Annotated in this window: 22 protein-coding genes; 8 read left to right on the forward strand and 14 right to left on the reverse strand. The window is 71.3% G+C overall.

Annotation, left to right across the window (positions count from 1 at the left end):
- Positions 1 to 764: 764 nt before the first annotated feature.
- Together QSK39_RS41725 and QSK39_RS41730 are read left to right on the forward strand one after the other, a co-directional pair.
- Positions 765 to 1,202, forward strand: coding sequence for a DUF485 domain-containing protein (locus QSK39_RS41725; protein ID WP_284741208.1), 438 nt, complete (start codon positions 765 to 767; stop codon positions 1,200 to 1,202).
- Positions 1,199 to 2,791, forward strand: a complete 1,593-nt coding sequence (locus QSK39_RS41730) for a monocarboxylic acid transporter (RefSeq protein ID WP_285483323.1) — start codon at positions 1,199 to 1,201, stop codon at positions 2,789 to 2,791. The genes QSK39_RS41725 and QSK39_RS41730 overlap by 4 nt, the downstream gene beginning before the upstream one ends.
- Before the next feature lie 19 nt (positions 2,792 to 2,810).
- Here the strand turns inward: QSK39_RS41730 and QSK39_RS41735 are convergent, their stop codons facing one another.
- On the reverse strand, positions 2,811 to 3,371 hold the full coding sequence (locus QSK39_RS41735) for a TetR/AcrR family transcriptional regulator (RefSeq protein ID WP_285483324.1): 561 nt from the start codon (positions 3,369 to 3,371) through the stop codon (positions 2,811 to 2,813).
- Between the two features lie 135 nt (positions 3,372 to 3,506).
- On the opposite strand from QSK39_RS41735, the gene QSK39_RS41740 reads away from it, so the two are divergent.
- A complete protein-coding gene (locus tag QSK39_RS41740) occupies positions 3,507 to 4,931 on the forward strand; it encodes an MFS transporter (RefSeq protein WP_285483325.1) in 1,425 nt (474 codons plus the stop codon).
- Here QSK39_RS41740 and QSK39_RS41745 read toward each other — a convergent pair.
- The 5 genes from QSK39_RS41745 to QSK39_RS41765 form a co-directional block, all read right to left on the reverse strand.
- Positions 4,909 to 5,253, reverse strand: coding sequence for a DUF3817 domain-containing protein (locus QSK39_RS41745; protein WP_284741204.1), 345 nt, complete (start codon positions 5,251 to 5,253; stop codon positions 4,909 to 4,911). The two genes, QSK39_RS41740 and QSK39_RS41745, sit on opposite strands and share 23 nt — an antisense overlap.
- 10 nt (positions 5,254 to 5,263) lie before the next feature.
- A complete protein-coding gene (locus tag QSK39_RS41750; protein WP_502873353.1) occupies positions 5,264 to 5,659 on the reverse strand; it encodes a hypothetical protein in 396 nt (131 codons plus the stop codon).
- A gap of 101 nt (positions 5,660 to 5,760) precedes the next feature.
- Positions 5,761 to 6,675, reverse strand: coding sequence for a lytic transglycosylase domain-containing protein (locus QSK39_RS41755; protein WP_285483326.1), 915 nt, complete (start codon positions 6,673 to 6,675; stop codon positions 5,761 to 5,763).
- A 123-nt stretch (positions 6,676 to 6,798) separates the two neighbouring features.
- The gene (locus QSK39_RS41760) at positions 6,799 to 7,281 is read right to left on the reverse strand and encodes a helix-turn-helix transcriptional regulator (protein WP_285483327.1); all 483 of its coding nucleotides are present in this window, start codon (positions 7,279 to 7,281) and stop codon (positions 6,799 to 6,801) included.
- A gap of 360 nt (positions 7,282 to 7,641) precedes the next feature.
- Positions 7,642 to 7,797, reverse strand: a complete 156-nt coding sequence (locus QSK39_RS41765; RefSeq protein ID WP_285483651.1) for a hypothetical protein — start codon at positions 7,795 to 7,797, stop codon at positions 7,642 to 7,644.
- Positions 7,798 to 7,932: 135 nt separating this feature from the next.
- Between QSK39_RS41765 and QSK39_RS41770 the strand changes: the two genes are divergently transcribed.
- Positions 7,933 to 8,706: a crotonase/enoyl-CoA hydratase family protein gene (locus QSK39_RS41770; RefSeq protein ID WP_285483328.1), complete on the forward strand. Its 774-nt coding sequence runs from the start codon at positions 7,933 to 7,935 to the stop codon at positions 8,704 to 8,706.
- 317 nt (positions 8,707 to 9,023) lie between these two features.
- The gene (locus tag QSK39_RS41775) at positions 9,024 to 9,554 is read left to right on the forward strand and encodes a GNAT family N-acetyltransferase (protein WP_285483329.1); all 531 of its coding nucleotides are present in this window, start codon (positions 9,024 to 9,026) and stop codon (positions 9,552 to 9,554) included.
- Here the strand turns inward: QSK39_RS41775 and QSK39_RS41780 are convergent.
- A complete protein-coding gene (locus tag QSK39_RS41780; protein WP_285483330.1) occupies positions 9,551 to 10,687 on the reverse strand; it encodes a CaiB/BaiF CoA transferase family protein in 1,137 nt (378 codons plus the stop codon). The genes QSK39_RS41775 and QSK39_RS41780 overlap by 4 nt on opposite strands.
- Before the next feature lie 11 nt (positions 10,688 to 10,698).
- Positions 10,699 to 11,850, reverse strand: coding sequence for an acyl-CoA dehydrogenase family protein (locus QSK39_RS41785; RefSeq protein WP_284741198.1), 1,152 nt, complete (start codon positions 11,848 to 11,850; stop codon positions 10,699 to 10,701).
- 92 nt (positions 11,851 to 11,942) lie between these two features.
- Between QSK39_RS41785 and QSK39_RS41790 the strand changes: the two genes are divergently transcribed.
- The 3 genes from QSK39_RS41790 (at position 11,943) to QSK39_RS41800 (ending at position 15,385) form a co-directional block, all read left to right on the forward strand.
- The gene (locus tag QSK39_RS41790; protein WP_285483331.1) at positions 11,943 to 12,560 is read left to right on the forward strand and encodes a TetR/AcrR family transcriptional regulator; all 618 of its coding nucleotides are present in this window, start codon (positions 11,943 to 11,945) and stop codon (positions 12,558 to 12,560) included.
- 82 nt (positions 12,561 to 12,642) lie between these two features.
- Positions 12,643 to 13,665, forward strand: coding sequence for a polyadenylate binding domain-containing protein (locus QSK39_RS41795; RefSeq protein ID WP_285483332.1), 1,023 nt, complete (start codon positions 12,643 to 12,645; stop codon positions 13,663 to 13,665).
- A 109-nt stretch (positions 13,666 to 13,774) separates the two neighbouring features.
- Positions 13,775 to 15,385 carry a succinic semialdehyde dehydrogenase gene (locus QSK39_RS41800; protein ID WP_285483333.1) on the forward strand — a complete coding sequence of 537 codons (1,611 nt, stop codon included), beginning with the start codon at positions 13,775 to 13,777 and terminating at the stop codon, positions 15,383 to 15,385.
- A gap of 141 nt (positions 15,386 to 15,526) precedes the next feature.
- Here QSK39_RS41800 and QSK39_RS41805 read toward each other — a convergent pair whose 3' ends face one another.
- The 6 genes from QSK39_RS41805 to pyk form a co-directional block, all read right to left on the reverse strand.
- On the reverse strand, positions 15,527 to 18,550 hold the full coding sequence (locus QSK39_RS41805; protein ID WP_285483334.1) for a helix-turn-helix transcriptional regulator: 3,024 nt from the start codon (positions 18,548 to 18,550) through the stop codon (positions 15,527 to 15,529).
- 60 nt (positions 18,551 to 18,610) lie between these two features.
- Entirely contained in the window at positions 18,611 to 18,820 is a 210-nt protein-coding gene (locus QSK39_RS41810; RefSeq protein ID WP_285483335.1) for a hypothetical protein, read from the reverse strand.
- Positions 18,821 to 18,979: 159 nt separating this feature from the next.
- On the reverse strand, positions 18,980 to 19,183 hold the full coding sequence (locus tag QSK39_RS41815; RefSeq protein ID WP_284741192.1) for a DUF397 domain-containing protein: 204 nt from the start codon (positions 19,181 to 19,183) through the stop codon (positions 18,980 to 18,982).
- A 12-nt stretch (positions 19,184 to 19,195) separates the two neighbouring features.
- Positions 19,196 to 20,098, reverse strand: coding sequence for a helix-turn-helix domain-containing protein (locus QSK39_RS41820; protein ID WP_285483336.1), 903 nt, complete (start codon positions 20,096 to 20,098; stop codon positions 19,196 to 19,198).
- Positions 20,099 to 20,475: 377 nt separating this feature from the next.
- Positions 20,476 to 21,372, reverse strand: coding sequence for an acyl-CoA thioesterase (locus QSK39_RS41825; RefSeq protein ID WP_285483337.1), 897 nt, complete (start codon positions 21,370 to 21,372; stop codon positions 20,476 to 20,478).
- 36 nt (positions 21,373 to 21,408) lie between these two features.
- Entirely contained in the window at positions 21,409 to 22,833 is a 1,425-nt protein-coding gene (gene pyk, locus QSK39_RS41830) for a pyruvate kinase (RefSeq protein ID WP_285483338.1), read from the reverse strand.
- Positions 22,834 to 22,884: the final 51 nt, after the last annotated feature.

The raw sequence follows: 22,884 nt of genomic DNA on the forward strand, positions 1-22,884 counted from the left end.
TCGAGATCAACTTTATCGGTGCCAATCGATCGCTGCGGTCAGCTGGGCCAAAGAATCGTACCCCCGGCGCCCGGACGGTCAATTTTGTTCCCCACTCGGGTGCTGACCTGCGAAAAGTGCTTTCCGGCCCGAGAACCACCCCCGACATTCGACCCCGCGGCCCCCCGAAGAGGGAATTCCGGTTACCGGATGCGTCTCACCCAGGCATCCGGACGTCACCCGATTAGCCCATGCGGGGCAGCATACTAGCTCGGACGATCTACACTCAGTACCCCCATCGAGTGGGTCAAGTCTCAAGATGTGCCCGATGTTGTGGCGTTGCACCCTACCGGGCCCCGACCTGGTGATTCCGTTGGCGACCGCCTGCTGACCAGTGGATCTTCGCCGCCACGCCCGCATCCGGGCGACACTCTCCGGCGCTACGGCAGCCACTTTCACTACACCGGGTGACCAGCGGCAACTGCCCTCCGTCGGGATTACCCCGTTCGCCGCAGCCTGGTCCGGATGCGACAACGTCGCGTCACAATTCTTTTCATCATTACGGGTGATCTGCCCGTGATCTTGTAGCGGCAGCTGATTCGACGCTTTCGACAGGAAATCGAATACCACACCTTCCGGCCGCACAGGGCCGACCGGCCGCTGTCACTGTCCGCCGGACGGCCTAGTTACGATGTGCGCCTCGCAGTCCGCAAGGGCGGCCCGGCACTCCTGCTCGCAGGCGCCCGGAGCCCCGCCGCCACGGAGGCACTCTGCCGGAGGCACCCATGTACGACGTCGCGCGTCCCGCGGCGGGCAACCCCCTCGAAGAGACCGGCCAGATGCCGGCCCTGTTCACCGGGGACCGCCCGTCCGGCGCACAGCACCGACGGCCCGTTCCCCGCTCGGGTCCCGACTACCCCGCGATCCAGGCCAGCCGCGAGTTCGTCTCGCTGCGGCGGCGGTTCCGGGCCTTCGTCTTCCCGATGAGCCTCGCCTTCTTCGCCTGGTACATGACCTACGTGCTGCTGGCCGCCTACGCGCACGACTTCATGAGCACCAAGGTGTTCGGCCAGGTCAACGTCGGCATCCTGCTCGGCATCGGCCAGTTCGCCAGCACCGCGCTGGTCACCTGGCTCTACCTGCGCTACGCGCGCCGCCACGTCGACCCGCGCGTGGCCGAGCTGCGGGCCCGCGCGGGCCTGACCGAAGGGACCCGCCGATGACCGCGCTCGCCGCCGAAGGCACGCCCGCCAGCAACCCGCTGGTCAACACCGTCGTGTTCGCCCTGTTCGTGGCGATCACGCTCTACGTCGTCTACCGGGCCAGCAGCCGGAACTCCTCGACGTCCGACTACTACGCCGCGGGCAGCGCGTTCACCGGCCGCCAGAACGGCATCGCGCTCTCCGGCGACTTCCTGTCGGCGGCGTCGTTCCTCGGCATCGCCGGCGCCATCGCGATGCACGGCTACGACGGCTTCCTCTACTCGATCGGCTTCCTCGTCGCCTGGCTGGTCGACCTGCTGCTGATCGCCGAGCTGCTGCGCAACACCGGCCGCTTCACGATGGGCGACGTGCTGAGCTTCCGGATGAAGCAGCGCCCGGTCCGCGCGGCGGCGGCGACGTCGACGCTGGTGATCTCATTCTTCTACATGCTGGCGCAGATGGCCGGCGCCGGCGGCCTGGTGGCGCTGCTGCTGAACGTCCACTCCAAGCTCGGCCAGGCGCTGGTGATCGGCGTCGTCGGCCTGGTCATGGTGCTGTACGTGCTGGTCGGCGGGATGAAGGGCACCACGTGGGTGCAGATCATCAAGGCGACCATCCTGCTGCTGTGCGGCGCGCTGCTCACGGTGTTCCTGTTCGGCAAGTTCGGGTTCTCGTTCTCGAACCTGCTCTCCGCGGCCGCCGAGAACAGCCCGCTCGGCGACAAGCTCCTCGAGCCGGGCGGCTCGTACGGCAAGAACAGCACCACCAAGCTCGACTTCGTCTCGCTGGCCCTGGCCCTGGTGCTCGGCGCGGCGGCGTTGCCGCACGTGCTGATGCGCTTCTACACGGTGCCGAACTCCCGCGAGGCGCGGCGAAGCGTGGTCTGGGCGACGGCGTGCATGTTCCTGTTCTACCTGTGCACGCTGGTCATCGGCTTCGGCGCGGCCGCGCTCGTCGGCGCGGACGAGATCAAGGCCGCCCCCGGCGGGGAGAACTCGGCGGCGCCGCTGCTGGCCCTGCACGTCGGCGGGACGCTGCTGCTGGGCATCATCGCCGCGGTGGCGTTCGCGACGATCCTCGCGGTCGTGGCCGGGCTGACCATCACCGCGTCGGCGTCCTTCGCCCACGACGTCTACGCGAACATCTTCAAGCGGGGCAAGGCGGAGCCGGCGGACGAGGTCCGGGTGGCGCGGCTGACCGCGATCGCGGTCGGGGCGCTGGCCATCGTCGGCGGCGTGCTGGCGAACGGGCAGAACATCGCGTTCCTCGTCGCGCTGGCGTTCGCGGTGGCGGCGTCGGCGAACCTGTCGACGCTGCTGTACTCGCTGTTCTGGAAGCGGTTCAACACGACCGGCACGCTGTGGGGCATCTACGGCGGCCTGGCCGCGAGCCTCGTGCTGGTGCTCTTCTCGCCGGTCGTCTCGGGCGCCCCGGACGCGATCTTCAAGAGCATCGACTTCGCCTGGTTCCCGCTGAAGAACCCGGGCCTGGTGTCGATCCCGTTCTCGTTCCTCTGCGGGTTCGTCGGCACCCTCTTCGGCAAGCCCAAGGCGGACGCCGACAAGCAGGCCGAGATGGAGGTCCGGTCCCTCACTGGGATCGGCAGCTGATCACCCCGGGCGGCCTGCGTCACGCACGCAGGCCGTCCAGGATCACGTCCAGCACGCGTTTCCCGTCTTCCGGGCTGCAGTTGCGCACGGCCATGCCGGCGCCGTGGCCCAGGCGCAGGACGTCCGCGCCGACCACGTCCGGCCGGACCAGCCCGGCCTCCTGCGCCGCTTCGACGAGCACTCCCGTCGCCTCGCGCAGCCGTTTCTGGCAGTACTGGAAGGTCTCCGAGCCGGAGTCGATGGACTCCTTGAGGATCGTCGCGAGCTTGTGCCGCTCGACGACCCAGGTGACCTGCGCGCGCAGCCACCCTTCGAGGGCTTCCCACGGCGGCAGCTCGTCGTGCAGCTCGAACGCGCGGTCGGCGAGCACGGCGATTTCGTCGCGGTAGACCGCTTCGAACAGCTTCTCGCGGGTCGGGAAGTGCCGGTAGAGCGTGCCCGCGCCCACCCCGGCCTTCTTCGCGATGTCGTCCAGCGGCACGTCGGCGCCGTGCGCGGTGAAGAGCTCGTTCGCCGTCGCGACGATGCGTTCGTAGTTGCGCCGCGCGTCCGCGCGCATCGGACGCCCCGTGTCCGGCATCCCGGCCTCCTCACCACGTAACCGGAGAGATTCTCCGAATCCACTTGCGCATCCGGAGACAGTCTCCATATTATCGGATCGCACCCAAGTGGAGAACATCTCCGCTTCTTCTCTTACTCCTCGGGGGAGTATCTCTTGTCCCAGCAAACGATCCATCGTGCGGTCGAGCCTGCCCCGGCCCGCCGCAGCGGACTGGTCCTCGCGATCATCCTGACCTGCCAGCTCATGCTCATCCTCGACGCGACCGTGATGAACGTCGCGCTCCCGCGCATCCAGGCCGACCTGGGGTTTTCGGCCACCGGCCTGTCCTGGGTGATGACGGCCTACAGCCTGGTCTTCGGCGGCCTCCTGCTGCTCGGCGGCCGCGCCGGCGACCTGTTCGGCCGGCGCCGGATGTTCGTCGCGGGTACCGCCCTGTTCACCCTCGCGTCGCTGGCCGGCGGCCTCGCCGGCTCGGCCACGCTGCTCATCGCCGCCCGCGTCCTGCAGGGCGTCGGTGCCGCCATGGCCGGGCCGAGCACCCTGGCCCTGGTCACGACCACGTTCTCCGAGGCCAAGGCCCGCGTCCGGGCGCTGGCGCTGTTCTCCGCCATGTCCAGCGGCGGGTTCGCGATCGGCCTGATCGTCGGCGGCCTGCTCACCGAGTGGATCTCGTGGCGCGCGGCGCTGTTCATCAACGTCCCGTTCGGCCTGGCGATCGTGCTGCTCGCGCCGCGGTTCGTGCCGGAACCCGAGCGGCGCCCCGCGCACCTCGACCTGCCCGGCGCGATCACCGGCACCCTGGGCGTCGGCTCGCTCGTGTTCGCCTTCACCCACGCGGCGTCCGACGGCTGGGGCAACCCCGTGACGGTCGGCTCGCTCGCCGGCGGGCTGGCGCTGCTGGCCGCGTTCGTCGCGATCGAGGCCCGCACCGCGATGCCGCTGGTCCCGCTCCGGCTGTTCGCCGACCGCAACCGCAGCGCGGCCTACGTCAGCTTCTTCCTCGGCCCGATGGCCATGATGTCGATGTTCTTCTTCCTCACCCAGTTCATGCAGGACATCCGGCACTTCGCCGCGCTGGCCACCGGGTTCGCGTTCCTGCCGATGGCGGTGCTGATCTTCACGATGAGCCGGCTCGTGCCGCGGCTGCTCCCCCGCTACGGCCCGAAGCCGCTGGCCATCACCGGGTCGCTGCTCATGGTCTCGGGCGTCGTCTGGCTCGCTCAGCTCACGACGGAGAGCACGTACTTCCCGGCGTTGTTCGGGCCGCTGCTGCTCATGGGCCTCGGTGGCGGGCTGGCGTTCGCGCCGCTCAACGTGATCGTGATGGCGACCGTGCCGAACGAGGACGCGGGCGCGGCGGGCGGCGTGCTGCAGACGATGCAGCAGGTCGGCAGCACGCTGGGGCTGGCCGTGCTGGTCACGGTGTTCGGTGCGGTGACCCGCTCGGCGGGCACGACCGGAGCCCAGCTCACGGTCGACGGCATGACCGCCGCGTTCGCCACCGCCGCCGGGTTCGCGGCGTGCACGTTCCTGGTGGCGCTGACGTTCCGGCGGGTTACAGCTTCTGCCCGGCCTTGACCTTGTGCGTCACCCGGCGCTCGACGAGGAACGAGACGAACGGGACGCACCCGGCCAGCAGCACGAGCACGGTGCCCTTGATCGACCAGCGGGCCTTGATCGCCAGGTCGATGGTCAGCACCAGGTAGATCATGTACAGCACGCCGTGGATCGGCGAGTAGACCGCCGACGGCGTGGGGTTGTCGAAGCCGTACCGCAGCACCATCACGAAGCAGAGGCCGAGCAGGCCGACGCCGGTGACGTAGGCGGCGGTGCGGAACCGGACCAGGGGGCCGGTGAGCGGCACCGCGGTCTGGGCGGCACCTTCGGTGCTGGTGGTCATCAGGAGGTCCTCACTCTGCGGCCTGCTGGTCGCGGGCGTTCAGCTCGCGCAGGTAACGGTTGTACGCGGCCAGCTCCTCGTCCTCGTCCTGAACCGCTTGCACGGCGTCGGGGCGGGGGCGAGGGGCGGGCACCTCGGGCTGTTCGCGCTGCTCGGGCTCTTCGCCCCGGGCTTCGGCCTTGTGCTTCAGCTGGCGGATGCGCCAGAACATGAAGGCCGGGAAGAGCCCGAAGAGCGGCCACTGCAGGACGTAGCCGAGGTTCTGGAAGGTGCCGTTCGCCGAGGTGAAGCGGTCCCACTGCCACCAGGCGAGCCCGCAGCAGACGAGCAGGCTCACCAGGCACGTCGCGACGATCGCGATCCGGCGCCCCCAGGGGGAAGCGGCCGGCGGAGGGGAAGCTGGCACGGATCGACGCTAGCACTGAGCAGCTGAGGACCGGCGGCCGACTGTGATCCGGGTGGCGGGGCTCTCAGCCCAGGTCGGTGGCCCTTTACCCGCCGGTGGGCTCAGCCTTGCTTGCGCACCGACTGGGCGCCCTTGGCGTACCCGTCCGCCAAGCCGAACACCTTCTGCGCGTACTCCGTCGAGTTGTTGTACGACAGGATCCCGGCCCACCACCCGCTCGGGCTGGCCATGTCCCGCCCACCCGCGCACAGATAACGCGCCGCCGCCAACGCCGCGTCGTCGATCTGCTGGGGGTCGCCGAGGCCGTCGCCGTTGCCGTCGGATGCCCACTTGCGCCACGTGCTCGGGATGAACTGCATCGGCCCGACCGCCCGGTCGACCCCCGCGTCGCCGTCGTAGCGGCCGCCGTCGGTGTCGCCGATCGCCTGGACGCCCGCCGAACCGTCGAGCGGGACGCCGATGATCGGCTTGGACGGGCGGCCGTCCGCGCCCAGCACCGCGCCCGCGTACTGGCCGTGGTTGGACTCGATGCGGCCGATGCCGGCCAACGTCGCCCACGAGATCTTGCACTTCGGCTGGTCGGCACGCATCGCCAGCTCGGCGTTGCCGTAGGCCTGCAGTGCCCGCGCCGGGACGCCGGTAGCCCCGGCGACCTGGCTCGCCCACTGGGACAGCGTTGCCGGGCCCGTGCTGCGGGCCTGCTGGGGAGAAGTCTGCTGCTCGGCCCCGCCCGCGACGGCACCGCCGGCCGGTGCGACCGACCCCGGGCGGACGTCGGCCGCCTTGACCTGCAGGGCGGGGATTTCGGTGGTGAGCGGGCTCGCCTCCGGCGTCGACGCGCGGGTGACGAGCCAGATCCCGCCGCCGGCCACGGCCAGCACGGCGAGGACCACGATCAGCCGGGTGAGCACCGCGACGCTCGCGGAGCGCGGCGCCGGTGCCGGTGCGGCGGGGGCGGCTTCCTCGACGCTCGCGTCGAGGGGGTCGTCCTCGTTCTTTCCGGTCCTGGTGCGCACGAAACTCCGGTCCTCCAGCGTGGTGTCGACGAAGTGTCAACGAGCCCGCGCAGGTTAGCGTTACGCGGGTCGTCCCGATCGTCTCACCACGCCGGTTCACCCGGCCGTGTGGAAAGCGTCTCGTCAGGCGGACTTCTGCTGCCGCGCGAGGCGCGCGACGCACCAGGCCGGGGCACTGCCGCGGCGGAGGTGCTGCAGGACGGTCATCGGCCCGAGCCGGCGGCTCAGGTCGGACGGCGCGAGCCCGGCCGCCCGGTAGTCGAGGGCCCGCTGGTCGAGCGGGCTGAGTCCGGCGTCCCACCACTCCTCGGCCTCGGCGACGCCGCCGACCATCTGCCACCAGCCCGCGGCGGCGGTGAGGAGCTCTTCCGGCACTTCCGGCAGCCGGCGCCGCATCGCGTCGAGGTAGCCGGGGTCGGCCGACTCGACCGGGACGAACCGCTGCTGCCCGGACCGGGCCCGCTGCCCTGGGATGCCCGGAGCCTGCGCAGGGGCGTCGGCCAGCCACGCGGATGCGATGCGGTCGACCTCCTGCTCTTCGGGGGTCTGCTCGCGCTCCGCGGCCCATTGCCGGATCAGCGCGTCCACTCCGGGATCTCCGGTCATCCCTGCCTCCTTGTAGGTCCCCGACGGACAGGCCCTGACACCTGTCCCACGCGGTGGTGCCGCACGCACCAACCTGCACCTTGCTGAGTGGAAACTGCCTGCGTACCGGGGTTCTCCGGGGGGATGGCGAACCACCCGATCACGCAATGTGAGCACCGTAGGGCCGGGGTGGTCTCCTTCGCCAGACCCCGGCAGGCATGAATTCGCCGACCTGCGCGTTTTCGACCGCAATCCACCCGGATGGTCGAGCGTTCGGTCCGAAATCCGAGATTCGTGACACTCAGTGATTTACCGTCCGCTAACACACAGGGTGACAGCCGGCACCGCCCGTTGCGGTGCCGGTCAGAGCGTTTCCGGTGGTCAGGAGAAGAGCGAGCGGAAGAACGTCACGATCGCTTCGGCGCCGTCCTTGAGCCAGCCGAGGACGCGGTGCACGAAGTCGGCGGACTGGGTGGGCTGGGTGATCAGGAAGAAGAGCACGAGCGCGACCACACCGACGATGAGAACTTTCTTCATGCCGCTCGACATGTGCTTCCTCCCCGGCTCGCCGTCCCCGTCCTGGGAGTGGCCACGCCAATACTGTAGGGAACGCGTGCCCCGAAGACACCCCGATCAACCTCCGATCACCCCGACCGGACCCGAGGAGCGGCGATGACCCGGAACGTGCTGGTCGAGCGGGACGGCGAAGTGACGACGATCACCATCGACCGCCCGGCCGCCCGCAACGCCGTCGACGGACCGACGGCGGCCGAGCTCGCCGGGGCATTCCGCGAGTTCGACGCGGACCCCGGCGCCGCCGTCGCGGTCCTCACCGGATCGGGTGGCGCGTTCTGCGCGGGCGCGGACCTCAAGGCGATCGGCACCGACCGGGTGAACCGCACCCACCCGGACGGGGACGGCCCGATGGGCCCGACCCGGCTGCGGCTCGGCAAGCCGGTGATCGCGGCGGTGCACGGGCCCGCCGTCGCGGGCGGGCTGGAGCTGGCGCTGTGGTGCGACCTGCGGGTCGCGGACGCCACGGCGGTGTTCGGGGTCTTCTGCCGCCGCTGGGGAGTGCCGCTGATCGACGGCGGCACGGTCCGGCTGCCGCGGCTGATCGGCCAGTCGCGGGCGATGGACCTGATCCTGACCGGACGGCCGGTCGAAGCGGCCGAGGCGCTGGAGATCGGCCTGGCGAACCGGCTCGTGCCGGCCGGCGAGGCGGTTTCCGCGGCGCAGGAGCTGGCGCGGCAGCTCGCGGCGTTCCCGCAGGCGTGCCTGCGGGGCGACCGGCTCTCGGCGCTCGAGCAGTGGGGGAAGTCCGAAGAGGACGCGCTCGCGACGGAGTTCCGCGCGGCGATGGGCACCGGCGTGCTGGCGGCGGAGGCGGTCGACGGCGCGGCCCGGTTCGCCGGCGGCGAAGGCCGGCACGGCAGTTTCGCGTGATCAGCGAGGCATCACGCGTGCCTGGAGGGGCATCACGTGTGATCAGAGAGGCATCACGTGTGTTTGAAGGGTCGACTCGCGTGATCAGAGGGTCGACTCGCGTGCTTGGAGGGTCGACTCGCGTGATCGAGAGGTCGACACGGCGCAGCCGCGCGGCCCGGCCGTGTCGACCCTCCAGTCACGAGTGATGCCCCTTCGATCACGTGTGATGCCTGCCTGATCACGGGTGATGCCCGCTCTGTCACGAGCCGTGCCTCGACCGGGTGGATCCCGGAGAACCGGGGCGGTTCCGGTCGGGCGGCCGATAGGGTCGCCCGATGGACGACGATGTTCCCGGAGTCGTGCTCCGGCCCGTGGCCGAAGGCGATCTCGACCTCCTGGAACGGCTGACCAACGATCCCGTCGCCGCCGGGGAGCACCAGTGGTTCGGCTGGCACGATCCCGGCTACCTGCGCCGCCGCTGGCAGGAAACCGGCATGCTCACCGCCGAAACCGGCATGCTCGTGCCGACGCTGGGCGGCCGCATCCTCGGGCTCGTCTCCTGGCACCGCAGCCGCACCGGGCCGACGTCCTACTGCTGGAACGTGGGCCTCGTCCTGGCGCCGGAAGCACGCGGCCACGGCTACGGCACCGAAGCCCAGCGCCTGCTCGCCGAGTACCTCTTCGCCCACACCCAGCTCAACCGGGTCGAAGCGACGACCGAGGTCGGCAACCGCGCCGAACAGCGCTCGCTCGAGAAAGCCGGCTTCACGCGCGAAGGAGTCCTTCGCGGCTTCTGCTTCCGTGACGGCGAGTGGCGCGACAGCGTCGTCTACTCGGTCGTGCGCTCCGACCTCGCGAAGAACTAGACGATCGCGCCCGCCGAACGCAGGGCGCCGAGGTCGGTGACGCCGAGTTCGGCGAGCACGGCTTCGGTGTCGGATCCCTTGGTGTGCGGGGCTTCCGGCATCTCCGGCGGGGTGCGGCCGAACCGCGGCGCCGGTGCGGGCTGCACCATGCCGCCGATCTCGACGAACGTGCCGCGCGCCGCGTTGTGCGGGTGCGACGCGGCTTCGCCCGGCGCGAGCACCGGCGTCAGGCACGCGTCGGTGCCTTCGGCACGCGCGACGAGGTCGTCGCGCGTGTACTTGCCGATCGCCGCCGCGAGGATCTCGCGAAGGCGAGGCCACTGCGACTTGTCCACGTGCAGCGGCAGCGACTCCGGGTCCAGCTCGAGGACCTTGACCAGGTCGCCCCAGAACCGCATCTCGATCGCGCCGACGGCGACGTACTTGCCGTCGGCCGTTTCGTAGGTGTCGTAGAAGGGCGCGCCGCCGTCGAGCATGTTGTCCCCGCGGCCGCCGCCCCAGAGCCCGGCCGCGGCCATGCCGTGCAGGCTCGTGGTGAGCAGCGCGGCGCCGTCGACCATCGACGCGTCGACGACCTGGCCCTTCCCGGACGCGTTCCGTTCGTAGAGCGCCGCGAGGATGCCCATCGCCAGCAGCAGCCCGCCGCCGCCGAAGTCGCCGACCAGGTTGAGCGGCGGCACCGGCCGCTCCCCCGCGCGCCCGATCGGCTCGAGCGCGCCGGCGATGCCGATGTAGTTGATGTCGTGGCCGGCCGCGGTGGCGAGCGGGCCGTCCTGGCCCCAGCCGGTCATCCGGCCGTAGACCAGCCGCGGGTTGCGGGCGTGCACGACGTCCGGGCCGAGCCCGATCCGCTCGGCGACCCCGGGGCGGAAGGGCTCGATGAGGACGTCGGCGGTGTCGCACAGCTTCAGCACCAGCTCGACGCCTTCGGGCGTCTTGGTGTTGATGCCGACCGACCGGCGGCCGCGGGCGAGCGGGTCCGTCGGGATGCCGAGCACGTCCTCCCCCGGCGTCGCGCGGTCGACGCGGACGACCTCGGCGCCGAGGTCGGCGAGGATCATCGTGGCGAAGGGCCCGGGCGCCAGGCCCGCGAGCTCCACCACCTTCAGGCCGCTGAGCGGACCTGCCTTCATGTCGGGTCCTTTCAGAGCGAGCGGGAGATGATTTCCTTCATGATTTCGCTGGTGCCACCAAAGATCCGCGAGATCCGGACGTCGGCCCAGGCCCGTGCGATCGGGTACTCGGTCATGTAGCCGTAGCCGCCGAAGAGCTGCACGCAGTCGTCGATCACCTTGTTGACCCGCTCGGTCGTCCAGAGCTTCGCCATCGCCGCGCCTTGCACGTCGAGCTCGCCCTTGAGGTGGCGTTCGATGCACTGGTCGAGGAACGCCCGCGCGACGGCGGCCTCGGTCGCCGCCTCGGCGAGCTTGAACTTGGTGTTCTGGAAGGAAAAGATCGGCCGGCCGAACGCCGTGCGCTCCTTCGTGTACTCCAAAGTGAGGTCGACCGCGGCCTCCAGCCCGGCCACCGCGGTGACGGCGATGATCAGCCGTTCCTGCGGCAGCTGCAGCATCAGCTGGATGAAGCCCTGCCCCTCGGCGTCGCCGAGCAGGTTGGCGGCGGGTACGCGGACGTCGTCGAAGAACAGCTCGGCGGTGTCCTGGCCCTTGAGCCCGACCTTGTCGAGCACGCGGCCGCGGCGGAAGCCCGGCGTGTCGGTCTCGACCACGATCAGCGAGACGCCCTGCGCGCCCGCGTCCGGGTCGGTCTTGCACGCGACGACCACCAGGCCGGCGTGCAAGCCGTTGGTGATGAAGGTCTTGGCGCCGTTGATGACGTAGTGGTCGCCGTCGCGCACCGCGCGGGTCTTGATGCCCTGCAGGTCGGAGCCGGTGCCGGGCTCGGTCATCGCGATGGCGCCGACCAGCTCGCCGCTGGCCATCTTCGGCAGCCATTCGCGCTTCTTCTCTTCGGAGGCGTACGCGCTCAGGTAGTGCGCGACGATTCCGTTGTGGACGGTCACGCCCCACGCGCTGTCCCCGGAGCGGGCCTGCTCTTCGTAGAGCACGGCCTCGTGGGCGAAGGTGCCGCCGCCCCCGCCGTACTCCTCGGGGATGGAGAGGCAGAGCAGGCCGACGTCGCCGGCCTTGGTCCACAGCTCGCGGTCGACCTTCTTCTCCGCCGCCCAGCGTTCCTGGTGCGGGACGGCCTCCTTCTGCAGGAACGACCGCGACAGCTCGCGGAGGTCGTCGAGCTCGGTCGTGCTCCAGGAGCTCTTCGGGAGTTTCAGCGGCACGGGACCTCCTGCTGGAAAACATGACGGTCAGCATGTAAGTTCTCTTTGGAATGTACATCCGTACCGGCCTGTAGGTAAAGCAGGAGGCCGAAGTGACCTCGACGGCGCACCGGACCCAGGCGCAGCGGCGCGAACAGACCCGCACGGCGCTGCTCGACGCCACCATCGACTGCCTGGTGGACGTCGGCTACGCGCGCACGTCGGTGCAGGAGATCTGCGCCCGCGCCGGCGTCTCGAAGGGCGCGGTGCAGCACCACTTCACCGCGAAGGCCGAGCTGATGGCCGCCGCCGTCGAGCACCTGACGACGAAGCTGCGTCACCAGCTCGCGGCGTCGCTGGACGAGCTGCCCGGCGGCGGCACCGGCGTCGCCGCGGCGATCGACCTGCTCTGGACCGGCTATTCCGGCACGCTCTCGACCGCCGTCACCGAACTGTGGGTCGCCGCCCGGACCGACCCCGAGCTGCGCGCGGCCATCCGCCCGGTCGACCGCGCGCTCGGCCGCGCGACGCTCGAGCACGTCACCCAGGTCGCCGGCGAGCTGCCGCCCGAACGCGCGGAAATGCTGTTCTGGCTCACCGTGAACCTGACTCGCGGGCTGGCGCTGGACGCCGAGCTCGGCGGCGACCCGAACCGGCGGCGGCAGCTGCTCGAGGAGTGGAAGCGGATCGCCGTGCTGCTCTACCAGGACGCCACGACTACGCCAAGCTGACGAGCTGGATCACCAGGGCTGGAATACCCCTTATCGTGCAGGCGGATTCGTGGTCCAATCCCCCCGGAAGAGGGGAGCTCCGATGACCGCCAGCCCGTACCAGAACCCGTACGGCCCTCCCCCGGGACAGCCGCCACGGCCGCCCGCCGACGTCGCCGGACGGTTCCGGCTGATCGCCGGCATCGTCGGCGCCGTCGCCGCCGTGCTCGTGCTGGCCGGGTCGTTCCTCCCGCAGACGAAGTTCGAGCAGATCGTCGGCGGCAAGGCCGAGAGCAGCCAGACGATCAGCGCCTGGACGCGCTCGTTCGGCGTCGAACCCAGCGAGGACGCCAAGAAGTTCTACGAGAACACCCACGTCGCGCGCTACGGGATCCCGCTCTCCGCCGGTGCGCTGGTGCTGCTGGCCGGGGCCGGCCTGGCGTTCGCGGGCGCCCGGCGTTCGGCGGGCACCGGGGTGCGCTCGGGTGCCCGGACGGCACTGGTGGCCGGCGGCGCGGGCGTGGCCGCGGCCGTATGGATGCTCGGCATGGACGTCTCGGCGACCTTGAGCTACGAGTCCGACGACGGGTCGCTCACGTCGGCCTATTCGACCGGCATCGGGTTCTGGATCCTGCTCGGCGGCGGCGCGCTGGGCGTGGTGACGCTGGTCCTCGCGACGCTCGCCGGACGGCGGGCGCCCGCGACCACCGGGCCGGTGGGCTCGCCACCGGGTTACGGCGGGCCGTACCAGCAGCAGTCGAGGCCGTACCCGGTGCCGCCGCAGCAGTACGGGGGCTACCCGGGCGCCCAGCCCTACCCCGGCGGGCCGCAGCAGCAGTACCCGGGTGCGCCGTCGTCCCAGCCGTTCCCCGCGCAGGGCGGGCCGGTTTCGCAGCCCTTCCCGGCGCAGAGCGGGCCGGTTTCCCAGCCGTTCCCGGCACAGAACGGGCCCGCCTCGCAGCCGTTCCCGGCGCAGTCCGGCGAGGTGCCGTCGGGCGGGCTGTCCCCGCGGCTCGACGACCCCTACGGCGGCGCGACGCAGGCCCAGCAGCACCCCGGTCAGGAACCGCCGTCGCCGACCGAACCGAACTACCAGCTCCCGCCGCTGAACCCACCCAATACGTGAAACTTATTCACGTCGAACTGGACAACTGACGTACCGACGGTATGGTGTACTCGTCGGTAACCCCTGCGCGGCGTCGCGCGGACTCCGGACGCCGCGGAACGGAGACGTCATGACCAGCACGACCCCCGCGAACGCAGTCGAAGACACCCCTTTGCCGCCGACCGTCGGCGGCGTCGCCGGGGCGCCCGGCTCGGCGCGGGCGGCCCAGCTCGTCGCCCGCGTGGCCGGTGGCGCGGACTCGGCGCCGATCCGGATGCACGCCCCCTTCACCGGGCAGCCGATCGCGACGCTGCCCCAGGCCACCGACGCCGACGTCCGCGCGGTGTTCGCCGGCGCGCGGACGGCCCAGCGAGCCTGGGCGGAACGCTCCCCCGCCGAGCGGGCCCGCGTCCTGACCCGGCTGCACGACCTCGTGCTCGCCCGCCAGGACGAGGTGCTCGACCTGGTCCAGGTCGAGGCGGGCAAGGCGCGGCTCGACGCGTTCGACGAGGTCAGCGCGACCGCGCTGGTCGCGGCCTACTACGGCAAGCACGCCGCGAAGATCCTCGCCCCGCGCCGCGTCGCCGGCGTCATCCCCGGCCTGACCCGCGCCGGCGAGATCCGGCACCCGAAGGGCGTCGTCGGGGTCATCTCGCCGTGGAACTACCCCCTGGCCCTCACCGCGATGGACGTCCTCCCCGCGCTCGCGGCCGGCAACGCCGTGGTGCAGAAGCCGGACAACCAGACCGCGCTTTCGGCGCTGTGGCTGCAGGAGCTCGCCGAGGAGGCCGGGCTGCCGGCCGGGACCTGGCAGATCGTGCTCGGCCGCGGTTCGAAGATCGGCACCGCGCTGGTCGAGGAGTCGGACTACCTGTGCTTCACCGGGTCCACGCCGACCGGCAAGGAGCTGGCCGGGCAGGTGGCGAAGCGGCTGACGTCGTACTCGCTGGAGCTCGGCGGCAAGAACCCGATGATCGTGCTGCCCGACGCCGACGTCGCGAAGGCCGCGACGGGCGCGGTGACCGCGTGCTTCTCCTCGGCGGGTCAGCTGTGCGTGTCGGTCGAGCGGATCTACGTCCACGAGTCGATCCGCGAGGAGTTCACGCGGGCGTTCGTCGCGCGGACCGCCGCGGTGAAGCTCGGCGGCGCGCTCGACTACCACGCCCAGATGGGGTCCCTGACGTCGGAAGACCAGCTCGAGACGGTGTCCGCGCACGTCGAGGACGCCCGCGCGAAGGGCGCTTCTGTGCTCACCGGCGGCCGCCCGCGTCCCGACCTCGGGCCGCTGTTCTACGAGCCGACGGTGCTCACGAACGTCACGCCGGACATGGTGCCGTTCGCGGAGGAGACGTTCGGGCCGGTCGTCTCGATCTACGGCTACACCGACGTCACGGAGGCCATCGACCGGGCCAACGACACGGCGTTCGGGCTCAACGCCAGCGTCTGGTCGCGCAACGGCCGCGCGGGCTGGGAGGTCGCGGCGCGGCTCAAGGCCGGGACGGTCAACGTCAACGAGGGCTACGCGGCGACGTTCGGCAGCGTCGGCGTCCCGATGGGCGGCATGAAGGACTCCGGCGTCGGCCGCCGCAACGGCGCCGAAGGCCTGCTGAAGTACACGGAGTCCCAGTCGATCGCGCTGCAGCGCGGCCTGGCCCTCCGCCCGCCTCGGCGGGTGCCGGGTTCCCTCTGGTCGAAGGGCATGACGCTGGGCCTCAAGGCCCTCCGCCGCCTCCCCCGCTGATGTGATCAGAAGGTCAGCACGCGTGATTGAAGGGTCATCACCCGTGATTTGAGGGTCGACACGGCAGCGCCCGCCGGTTCCGCCGTGTCGACCCTTCAATCACGCGTGTCGACTCTTCAATCACGAGAGTCGTCTCTCTGATCACGCGTGTTCGGCGGTGGGAGCGGTGAGGAGGCCGCGGTCGTAGGCGATCGCGACTGCTTCCGCGCGGCGGCTTGCGCCGAGTTTTGCCATCACCCGGGACAGGTGGACGCTGACCGTCTTTTCGCTGATGTAGAGCTCTTCGCCGACCTGGCGGTTCGTGCGGCCCAGCGCGACGCGCTCGAGGACGTCGCGTTCGCGGTCGGTCAGGGGGTCGGTGATCGTGCGGACCGGGGCCGCCGGCTCCACTCCGTCCAGCTCGACCCGGGCGCGGTGCGCCAGGTCGCGGACGGCGTCGCGCAGGGGGACCGCGCCCAGGCGCAGTGCCACCGCGTGGGCCGCTTCGAGGGCGGCGTGTGCGTCGCCGTCCGCCGCCAGCAGGGCTTCGGCCTCGTGCCAGCGGCAGACCGCCTGCTCGTACACGGCGCCGTAGCCGAACGCCGCCGCCGCGGCCGCCCACTTCTCCGCATCACCCCGGCCGGTCAGGCAGGACGCCGCCGCCTCCAGCCGGGCCAGCCACGCCCGGCCCTCCGGCCCGAGCGTCCCCGAGCGCGGCTGCCCGACGACCGAGCACATCCGGCCGTGCGCCAGCAGCCGCTCGCCCGCCGCCACCGCGGCGCCGGCCGCGGCCTGGTCGCCGTGCACCCGGGCTTCGGCGGCCAGCGCGGCGGCGGCGGACACACCCAGCGCGGCGACGCGGATCCCGGCCAGCAGGCCGGGTTCGATCCGCTCCAGCCAGCCGACCAGGTCTTCGGCGCGGCGCACCGCTTCGGCGTGCTCGCCGCGCCAGTAAGCCAGCTCGATGCCGGCGTCCCCCGCGGCCAGCGGGATCGCCATGTCCGCCGCCCAGTGCTGCCGCAGCCCGGCGATGAGCTTCGCGGCTTCGTCGAACCGCCCGCGCGAGACGACGAAGAGCGACCAGATGGCCTGGATCCGCGCGGCGACCGCGCTGGACACGCCGCGCCCCGCACGGCCGGCGCTCTCGTCCGGCCAGTCGCCCATCAGGTAGCGCAGGGTCAGCTGCCGCGCGCGCAGTTCGATCCCGAACGAGCTCCAGCTCAGCCCGGCCTCTTCGGCCCGGGCGACGCCGGTCGCGGTGTGCTCCAGCGCCTCGGCGAACTCGGCGTAGTCGTCGTAGCTCAGCGCGAGGAAGTAGGTCGCGCGGATCTCGGTGTTCGGCGCGCCGGCGCCGCGCGCCGTCCGCTGGGCCTTGCGCAGCCACTCGCGCGCCTCGGCCGGCTCGCCCGCCGAGTCGGCGAGCGTGCCCAGGGTGACCAGCGCCGCGGCCTCCGCGCCCGCCGCCCCGACCGCCTGTGCGTCGGCGACCGCGGCACGCGCGCTCTCCAGCGCCGCTTCGGGCTGGTCGAGGATCCGCAGGAACCCGGCCCGGCTGGCCAGCACCCAGGCACGCGTCCCGCTCGGTTCGGCGTCCTTCACCAGCTCCCAGGCCCGGTCGATGGCCACGGTCGCCTCGTCGAGGGTGCCTTCCAGCGCGAGCAGCGCTTCCGCCAGCCGCCGCCACGTCTTCGCCGCGCGGTCGGCCGCCGTGTCCGGTTTCAGGGCTTGGGTGGCCGACCGGGCGAAGGCCGCGGCGCGCTCCGGCTCGCCGGACGTGCCCGCGAAGTAGGACGCTTCGTGCAGCAGCCGCAGCTCGTCGAACCCCTCGGGCCGGTCGGCCGCCGCGACGGCGTCCCAGATGGACAGTGCCTGCTCGACGTGCTGCAGGGCCGACCCGGGCGCACCGAGCTTCTCGGCTTCGTCCATCGCGCGCAGCAGCGCCGGCAGCGCGGTGACGAGGTCGCTGCTCTGCATCGAGTGGTAGGCCAGCTTCGCGTCGTGGCCGCGGCCCTGCGGCCGCGCCTGGATCCGGGCCGCGTACGCCGCGTGCGTGCGCGACCGCTCCCCCGGCAGCAGGTCGCCGTACACCGCTTCCTGCAGCAACGCGTGCCGGAACGTGTAGGAGCCGTCCGAAAGCACCACCAGGACGTGGTGCTGGACGGCTTCGCGCAGTGCCTCGTCGAGCTCCAGCTCCCCCAGCCCGGAGACCTCGGCGAGCGCGGCGTGCATCACCGGCTCGTTCGCCACCGAGATCACCCGGGCCACCCGGCGGGTGTCCGGCGACAGGCGCTCGAGCCGCGACAGCAGCACCTCGGCCAGCCCGGCGGGCAGGTCGTTGCACTCGGTCTGGGTGGCGAGCAGCTCCTCGGCGAAGAACGGGTTGCCCTCGGACCGGGCGACGATGTCGGACACGACGTCCGCCGGCATCGGCTCGTCGGCCAGCGCCTCGACGAACTTCCGGGCGTCGGCGGCCCCGAAGGGGTGCAGGTCGACGCGCTCGACGGTGGCGAGCCGGACCAGCTCCGACAGCAGGCCCCGCAGCGGGTGGCGCCGGTGGACGTCCTCCTCGCGGTAGCTGCCCACGACCAGCAGCCGCTGCGCCCGCAGCCTGCTGAGCAGGAAGGACAGCAGGTTGCGGGTCGAGGCGTCGGCCCAGTGGAGATCCTCCAGGAGGATCACCACCGGGCGCGACTCCGAGACCTCGGTCAGCACCCCCAGTACCGCGTCGAACAACTGCAGCTGACCGAGATCCTGCTCGGGCCGGGGACGCACCATCGTCTCCCGGTCGTTCGAGGTCATCGGCGGGTGTTCGGCCGCGCGGGGCTCCTCGACGCCCTGGCCCTGCGGCAGCAGCCGCCCGAGCGCGGGCCGGAGCCGCACCGCGGCGGCCACCGCCTGGTCCGCCGAGCTGCCCAGCGGGGCGAGCGCTTCGGCGAACGGAAGATAAGGAAGACCGCCTTCGCGGACGTCGATGCAGCGGCCGGTGAGCAGGAGCCCACCGCACGCCTCGACGTGCTCGCCGAGCGCGGTCAGCAGCCGGGTCTTGCCGACCCCGGCGTCCCCCGAGAGCAGCACCGCGCCGGCTTCGCCCCGTTCTGCACGGGCGAAGGCGGCGCGGAGCCGCCGCATCTCGTGGGTACGGGCGACGAGCGGGATTCCGGAGCCGAGTCGGGGCACAAGGTGCATTCTTGCCTACCCCACCGACAGTTTCCGACCGCTTATCGCCTTGGACACCTTCACCACGCCCTACCGGGCGGTCTCGCCGACGCCCGCGGTCTCCCGCGTGGCTTCCCGGCGCTCCTGCGCCGGCACGTCGACGTCGGTCCGCACGGCCCGCAGGTGGCGGACGGCGCGGCGCGCGCGGGCGGCCCAGGCGCTACGCCCGGCCTTCCGCAGTTCCTCGGCCCGGTAAGCCGCTTCGGCCCGGACCGCGTCGAGCATCAGATCGCTGTGCATCGTGTTCCCCTTGTCCCCGAGTTCTCCGGTTGGTAGCACTCAGGTTCGTCCTGAGGGGGCACCTCAGGCATCGGGTGATCACGCAGCCCTGACCGCGAAAAGACCCCTTACTCCCGGCCGAGCCCAGCTCGGCGGGGGTAAGGGGTCTTCGAAAGCGCCTCAGTCGTGGGCCGGGCCGCCGGGCCGCACCGCGGCCAGCAGCCCCCGCCAGCCCGATGCGGGCAGGCGGAACGCACCACCTTCGGGGTCCTTCGAGTCGCGCAGCGCGGCGCCCCCGGCGACGAACGCGACCTCGACGCAGTCGTTCCCGCCGCCGCTGTGGCTGCTCTTGCGCCACCGCGCTCCGGAGAGTTCAGCTTCCATGGTCCCCACTCCTTACTGTGTCCTCGGTTCCAGTTGGTGCACCGGAGCCGGTGCGGCCGCCTGTTCGGCGAACCGCCCGGCCGCCTCGGCGATCAGCTCCACCGAGTCGTCCGGCTTCAGTGCGGCTGCGCGCAGATGGTCGAACATCAGCCCGTAGCGCCGGACGTCTGTGGGTTCCTCCAGGTAGAGACCGCTGGACGTGCTGTCGTCGACGTAGACGACGTCCGGGTCGGCCTGCTCGGGGAAGCCCATGATCAGGAAGGGGCCCTCCATGCCCGGGTGCGCGCCGGCGCCGAACGGCACGACCTGGATGGTCACGTTCGGCTTCTCGGAGAGCGTGACCATGCGGTAGAGCTGCTCGGCCATCACCTCGGGGCCGTCGACGACGCGGCGCAGCACGGCTTCGTCCATCACCGCCCAGTACTCCGGCGGCGGGGTGTCGGACAGCAGCTCCTGGCGCGCCATCCGGGCGGCGACGCGGCGGCGGGTCTCGTCGTCTTCGGCGTCCGGCCGCAGCGCCCGGATCACGGCGCGGGCGTAGCGCTCGGTCTGCAGCAGGCCGGGCACCAGCAGCGCCTGGAACGCGCGCAGCGAACTGGCGTCGGCTTCGAGCCCGACGAACGTGCCGGTGAAGACCTCGTTGTAGGCGTGCCACCAGCCGCGTTTGCGGGCCTCCCTGGCCAGCTGGACGAGCGCCTCCTGCTCGTCGCCGGTGATGCCGTAGAGGGCCAGCATGTCCCGCGCGTCACGCGGGGTGACCCCGACGTGGCCGGTCTCGATGCGGCTGACCTTCGACGCGGAGCACTCGAGCTTCTCGCCCACCTCGTCGATGGTGAGGTCCGCGGCTTCGCGCAGCCTGCGCAGCTCTCCCGCGAGCCGCCGGCGGCGAACCGTGGGGCTCTGTCCCCTTGCCATCGCGCACCTCCGGATGTCGACGGCGCCGTAGCCGTCCGCTCGCTGCCAGTATCCAACATGAACAGGCGGGTAATCGCACGGCACCGATTACCGGAGCCGAACCCGCGTCGTATCTGCAATTTGCAGAATGCTTCTGTATGCTCGCATCCTGCACTGAGACAGGACGTGGCAAGGGCGCGGCGGGCGTGTTCCCCCAGCCCCACCCAGGGCCTGTGATCAGCGTAGACGATGACCCCGCGGCGCGCCGCGTGATCATCGGGAGAAGAGGTCCGGGGCCGTCCCCCGATCGGCCCCGGCCCTCTTCCACCGTTCCGGCGCCTTATTGGCAGAACGATTATTCCGCTATTCCTCGCCCGTAAGGGTGATTTCTGTCGAGGTCACAGAACGCGCAGGAGTCCTTCTTGGACGACCGTCGCGATGAGCGTGCCGTCCGCGCCGAAGAACCGGCCGGTGGCGAGACCGCGCGCGCCGGAGGCGGTCGGTGACGCGCTGTCGTAGAGGAACCACTCGTCGGCGCGGAAGGGCCGGTGGAACCAGAGCGCGTGGTCCAGGCTCGCGCCGAGCACCTTGTCGGTGTCCCAGTAGACGCCGTGGCGCGCCAGCACCGAGTCGAGCAGGGTCATGTCCGAGGCGTAGGTCAGCACGCAGACGTGCAGCAGCTGCTGGTCGGGCAGCTTCCCGTCGGCGCGCATCCACACCTGGTTGCGCGCGGGCCGCTCCCCCGTCTCGCGGGTGACCCACGGCGGCTCGTTGACGTAGCGCACGTCGATCGGCCGCGGCCGGCTGTGGGCGCCGATCGCGTAGCCCTCGGCACGTTCCATCAGCGTCGGCAGCGTCTCGGGGGCCGGCACGCCCTCGGGCATCTCTTCGGCGTGCTCGATGCCCGGTTCGTCCTTCTGGAACGACGCCGAGAGCGAGAAGATCGCCTTGCCGTGCTGGATCGCGATGACCCGGCGGGTGGTGAACGAGCGGCCGTCGCGGATCCGGTCGACCTCGTAGATGATCGGGACGCTCGGGTCGCCGCCGCGGATGAAGTACGCGTGCAGCGAGTGGACCCGGCGTTCGTCGGGGACCGTGCGCCCGGCCGCGACCAGCGCCTGGCCGGCGACCTGCCCGCCGAACACCCGCACCGGCGAGTGGGCGGGCGAGACGCCGCGGAAGATGTTCTCCTCGATCTTCTCGAGGTCCAGCAGCGCGATCAGGCGGTCCAGCACCGGCTGGCCGCCACCCGGGATCTCCAGCTCGGTGGCGGCCGTCCTGGCCATTTCAGTCATGGCCAGACCCTATGTGCTGCGGGGGTGGGACGTCCCTTATGCGTGGTCGTCTTCACCGAGGCGGTGCACGTGGATCAGGTTCGTCGAGCCCACGGTGCCCGGGGGCGAACCGGCCACGATGACGACCAGGTCGCCCTTCTGGTACTTGCCCATCTCCAGCATCGCGTGGTCGACCTGCTGGATCATCTGGTCGGTCGACTCCACCCGCGGCACGATGTGGGTGTTGGTGCCCCAGGTCATCGACAGCTGGCTGCGCACGCAGTCCTCCGGCGTGAACGCCAGCAGCGGCAGCCGCGTGTGCAGCCGGGCCAGGCGGCGCACGGTGTCGCCGGACTGCGTGAAGGCGACCAGCGCCTTCGCGTTGAGCCGCTCGCCGATGTCGCGGGCGGCGTAGGAGATCACGCCGCGCTTGGTGCGCGGGACGTGCGTCAGCGGCGGCACGATCGGCGAGTCGGTCTCGACCGCCTCGACGATCCGGGCCATGGTCTGCACGGTCTCGATCGGGTACCGCCCGACGCTGGTCTCGCCGGACAGCATCACCGCGTCGGTGCCGTCGAGCACCGCGTTCGCGACGTCGGAGGCCTCGGCGCGGGTCGGCCGGGAGTTGTTGATCATCGATTCGAGCATCTGCGTCGCGACGATGACCGGCTTCGCGTTCTCGCGGCAGATCTGGATGGCGCGCTTCTGCACCAGCGGGACCTGCTCCAGCGGCAGCTCGACGCCCAGGTCGCCGCGGGCGACCATCACGGCGTCGAAGGCCAGCACGATGGCTTCGAGGTTGTAGACGGCTTCGGGCTTCTCGATCTTGGCGACGACCGGCAGGCGTCCCTTGCCGACGCGGTCCATCACCTGGTGGACCAGGTCGATGTCGGCCGGCGAGCGGACGAAGGACAGGGCGACGAAGTCCACTCCCAGCTCGAGGGCGAACTCGAGGTCCTCGATGTCCTTCTCGGACAGCGCCGGCACCGAAACGTCCATGCCGGGCAGCGAGACGCCCTTGTTGTTGCTGACGGGACCGCCCTCGGTCACCTCGCAGACCACGTCCTGGCCCTCGACGCCCTTGACCACCAGGCCGACCTTGCCGTCGTCGACCAGCAGGCGGTCACCGGGCTTGGCGTCCCGGGCGAGGCCCTTGTAGGTGGTCGAGACCCGGTCGTGGGTGCCGGCGACGTCCTCGACGGTGATCCGGACGATGTCGCCGTTGTGCCACTCGACCGGGCCACCGGCGAACGTGCCGAGCCGGATCTTCGGACCCTGCAGGTCGGCGAGGACGCCGACCGCCCGGCCACTCTCGGCGGCGGCGTTCCGGATGAGGTCGTACACCTCCTTGTGGTCGCCGTGGCTGCCGTGGCTGAAGTTCATCCTGGCCACGTCCATGCCAGCGTCGACGAGGGCCCGCATCTTCTCCGGCGTAGCGGTAGCGGGGCCCATGGTGCAAACGATCTTCGCGCGTCGGCTCACGTTCGCACAGCGTAGTCCCTTGCCGGGCGTTCGTCTGTACCGATCCCGAAA

The sequence above is a fragment of the Amycolatopsis sp. NBRC 101858 genome, assembly GCF_030269325.1.
Taxonomy (GTDB): domain Bacteria; phylum Actinomycetota; class Actinomycetes; order Mycobacteriales; family Pseudonocardiaceae; genus Amycolatopsis; species Amycolatopsis ponsaeliensis.

Bases quoted from the DNA above. Each gene is read 5' to 3' on its own strand.
- QSK39_RS41725 (WP_284741208.1), top strand. From the start codon at position 765: ATGTACGACGTCGCGCGTCCCGCGGCGGGCAACCCCCTCGAAGAGACC.
- QSK39_RS41730 (WP_285483323.1), top strand. From the start codon at position 1,199: ATGACCGCGCTCGCCGCCGAAGGCACGCCCGCCAGCAACCCGCTGGTC.
- QSK39_RS41735 (WP_285483324.1), bottom strand. From the start codon at position 3,371: ATGCCGGACACGGGGCGTCCGATGCGCGCGGACGCGCGGCGCAACTAC.
- QSK39_RS41745 (WP_284741204.1), bottom strand. From the start codon at position 5,253: ATGACCACCAGCACCGAAGGTGCCGCCCAGACCGCGGTGCCGCTCACC.
- QSK39_RS41760 (WP_285483327.1), bottom strand. From the start codon at position 7,281: ATGACCGGAGATCCCGGAGTGGACGCGCTGATCCGGCAATGGGCCGCG.
- QSK39_RS41765 (WP_285483651.1), bottom strand. From the start codon at position 7,797: ATGAAGAAAGTTCTCATCGTCGGTGTGGTCGCGCTCGTGCTCTTCTTC.
- QSK39_RS41770 (WP_285483328.1), top strand. From the start codon at position 7,933: ATGACCCGGAACGTGCTGGTCGAGCGGGACGGCGAAGTGACGACGATC.
- QSK39_RS41775 (WP_285483329.1), top strand. From the start codon at position 9,024: ATGGACGACGATGTTCCCGGAGTCGTGCTCCGGCCCGTGGCCGAAGGC.
- QSK39_RS41780 (WP_285483330.1), bottom strand. From the start codon at position 10,687: ATGAAGGCAGGTCCGCTCAGCGGCCTGAAGGTGGTGGAGCTCGCGGGC.
- QSK39_RS41795 (WP_285483332.1), top strand. From the start codon at position 12,643: ATGACCGCCAGCCCGTACCAGAACCCGTACGGCCCTCCCCCGGGACAG.
- QSK39_RS41800 (WP_285483333.1), top strand. From the start codon at position 13,775: ATGACCAGCACGACCCCCGCGAACGCAGTCGAAGACACCCCTTTGCCG.
- QSK39_RS41805 (WP_285483334.1), bottom strand. From the start codon at position 18,550: ATGCACCTTGTGCCCCGACTCGGCTCCGGAATCCCGCTCGTCGCCCGT.
- QSK39_RS41810 (WP_285483335.1), bottom strand. From the start codon at position 18,820: ATGCACAGCGATCTGATGCTCGACGCGGTCCGGGCCGAAGCGGCTTAC.
- QSK39_RS41815 (WP_284741192.1), bottom strand. From the start codon at position 19,183: ATGGAAGCTGAACTCTCCGGAGCGCGGTGGCGCAAGAGCAGCCACAGC.
- QSK39_RS41820 (WP_285483336.1), bottom strand. From the start codon at position 20,098: ATGGCAAGGGGACAGAGCCCCACGGTTCGCCGCCGGCGGCTCGCGGGA.
- QSK39_RS41825 (WP_285483337.1), bottom strand. From the start codon at position 21,372: ATGACTGAAATGGCCAGGACGGCCGCCACCGAGCTGGAGATCCCGGGT.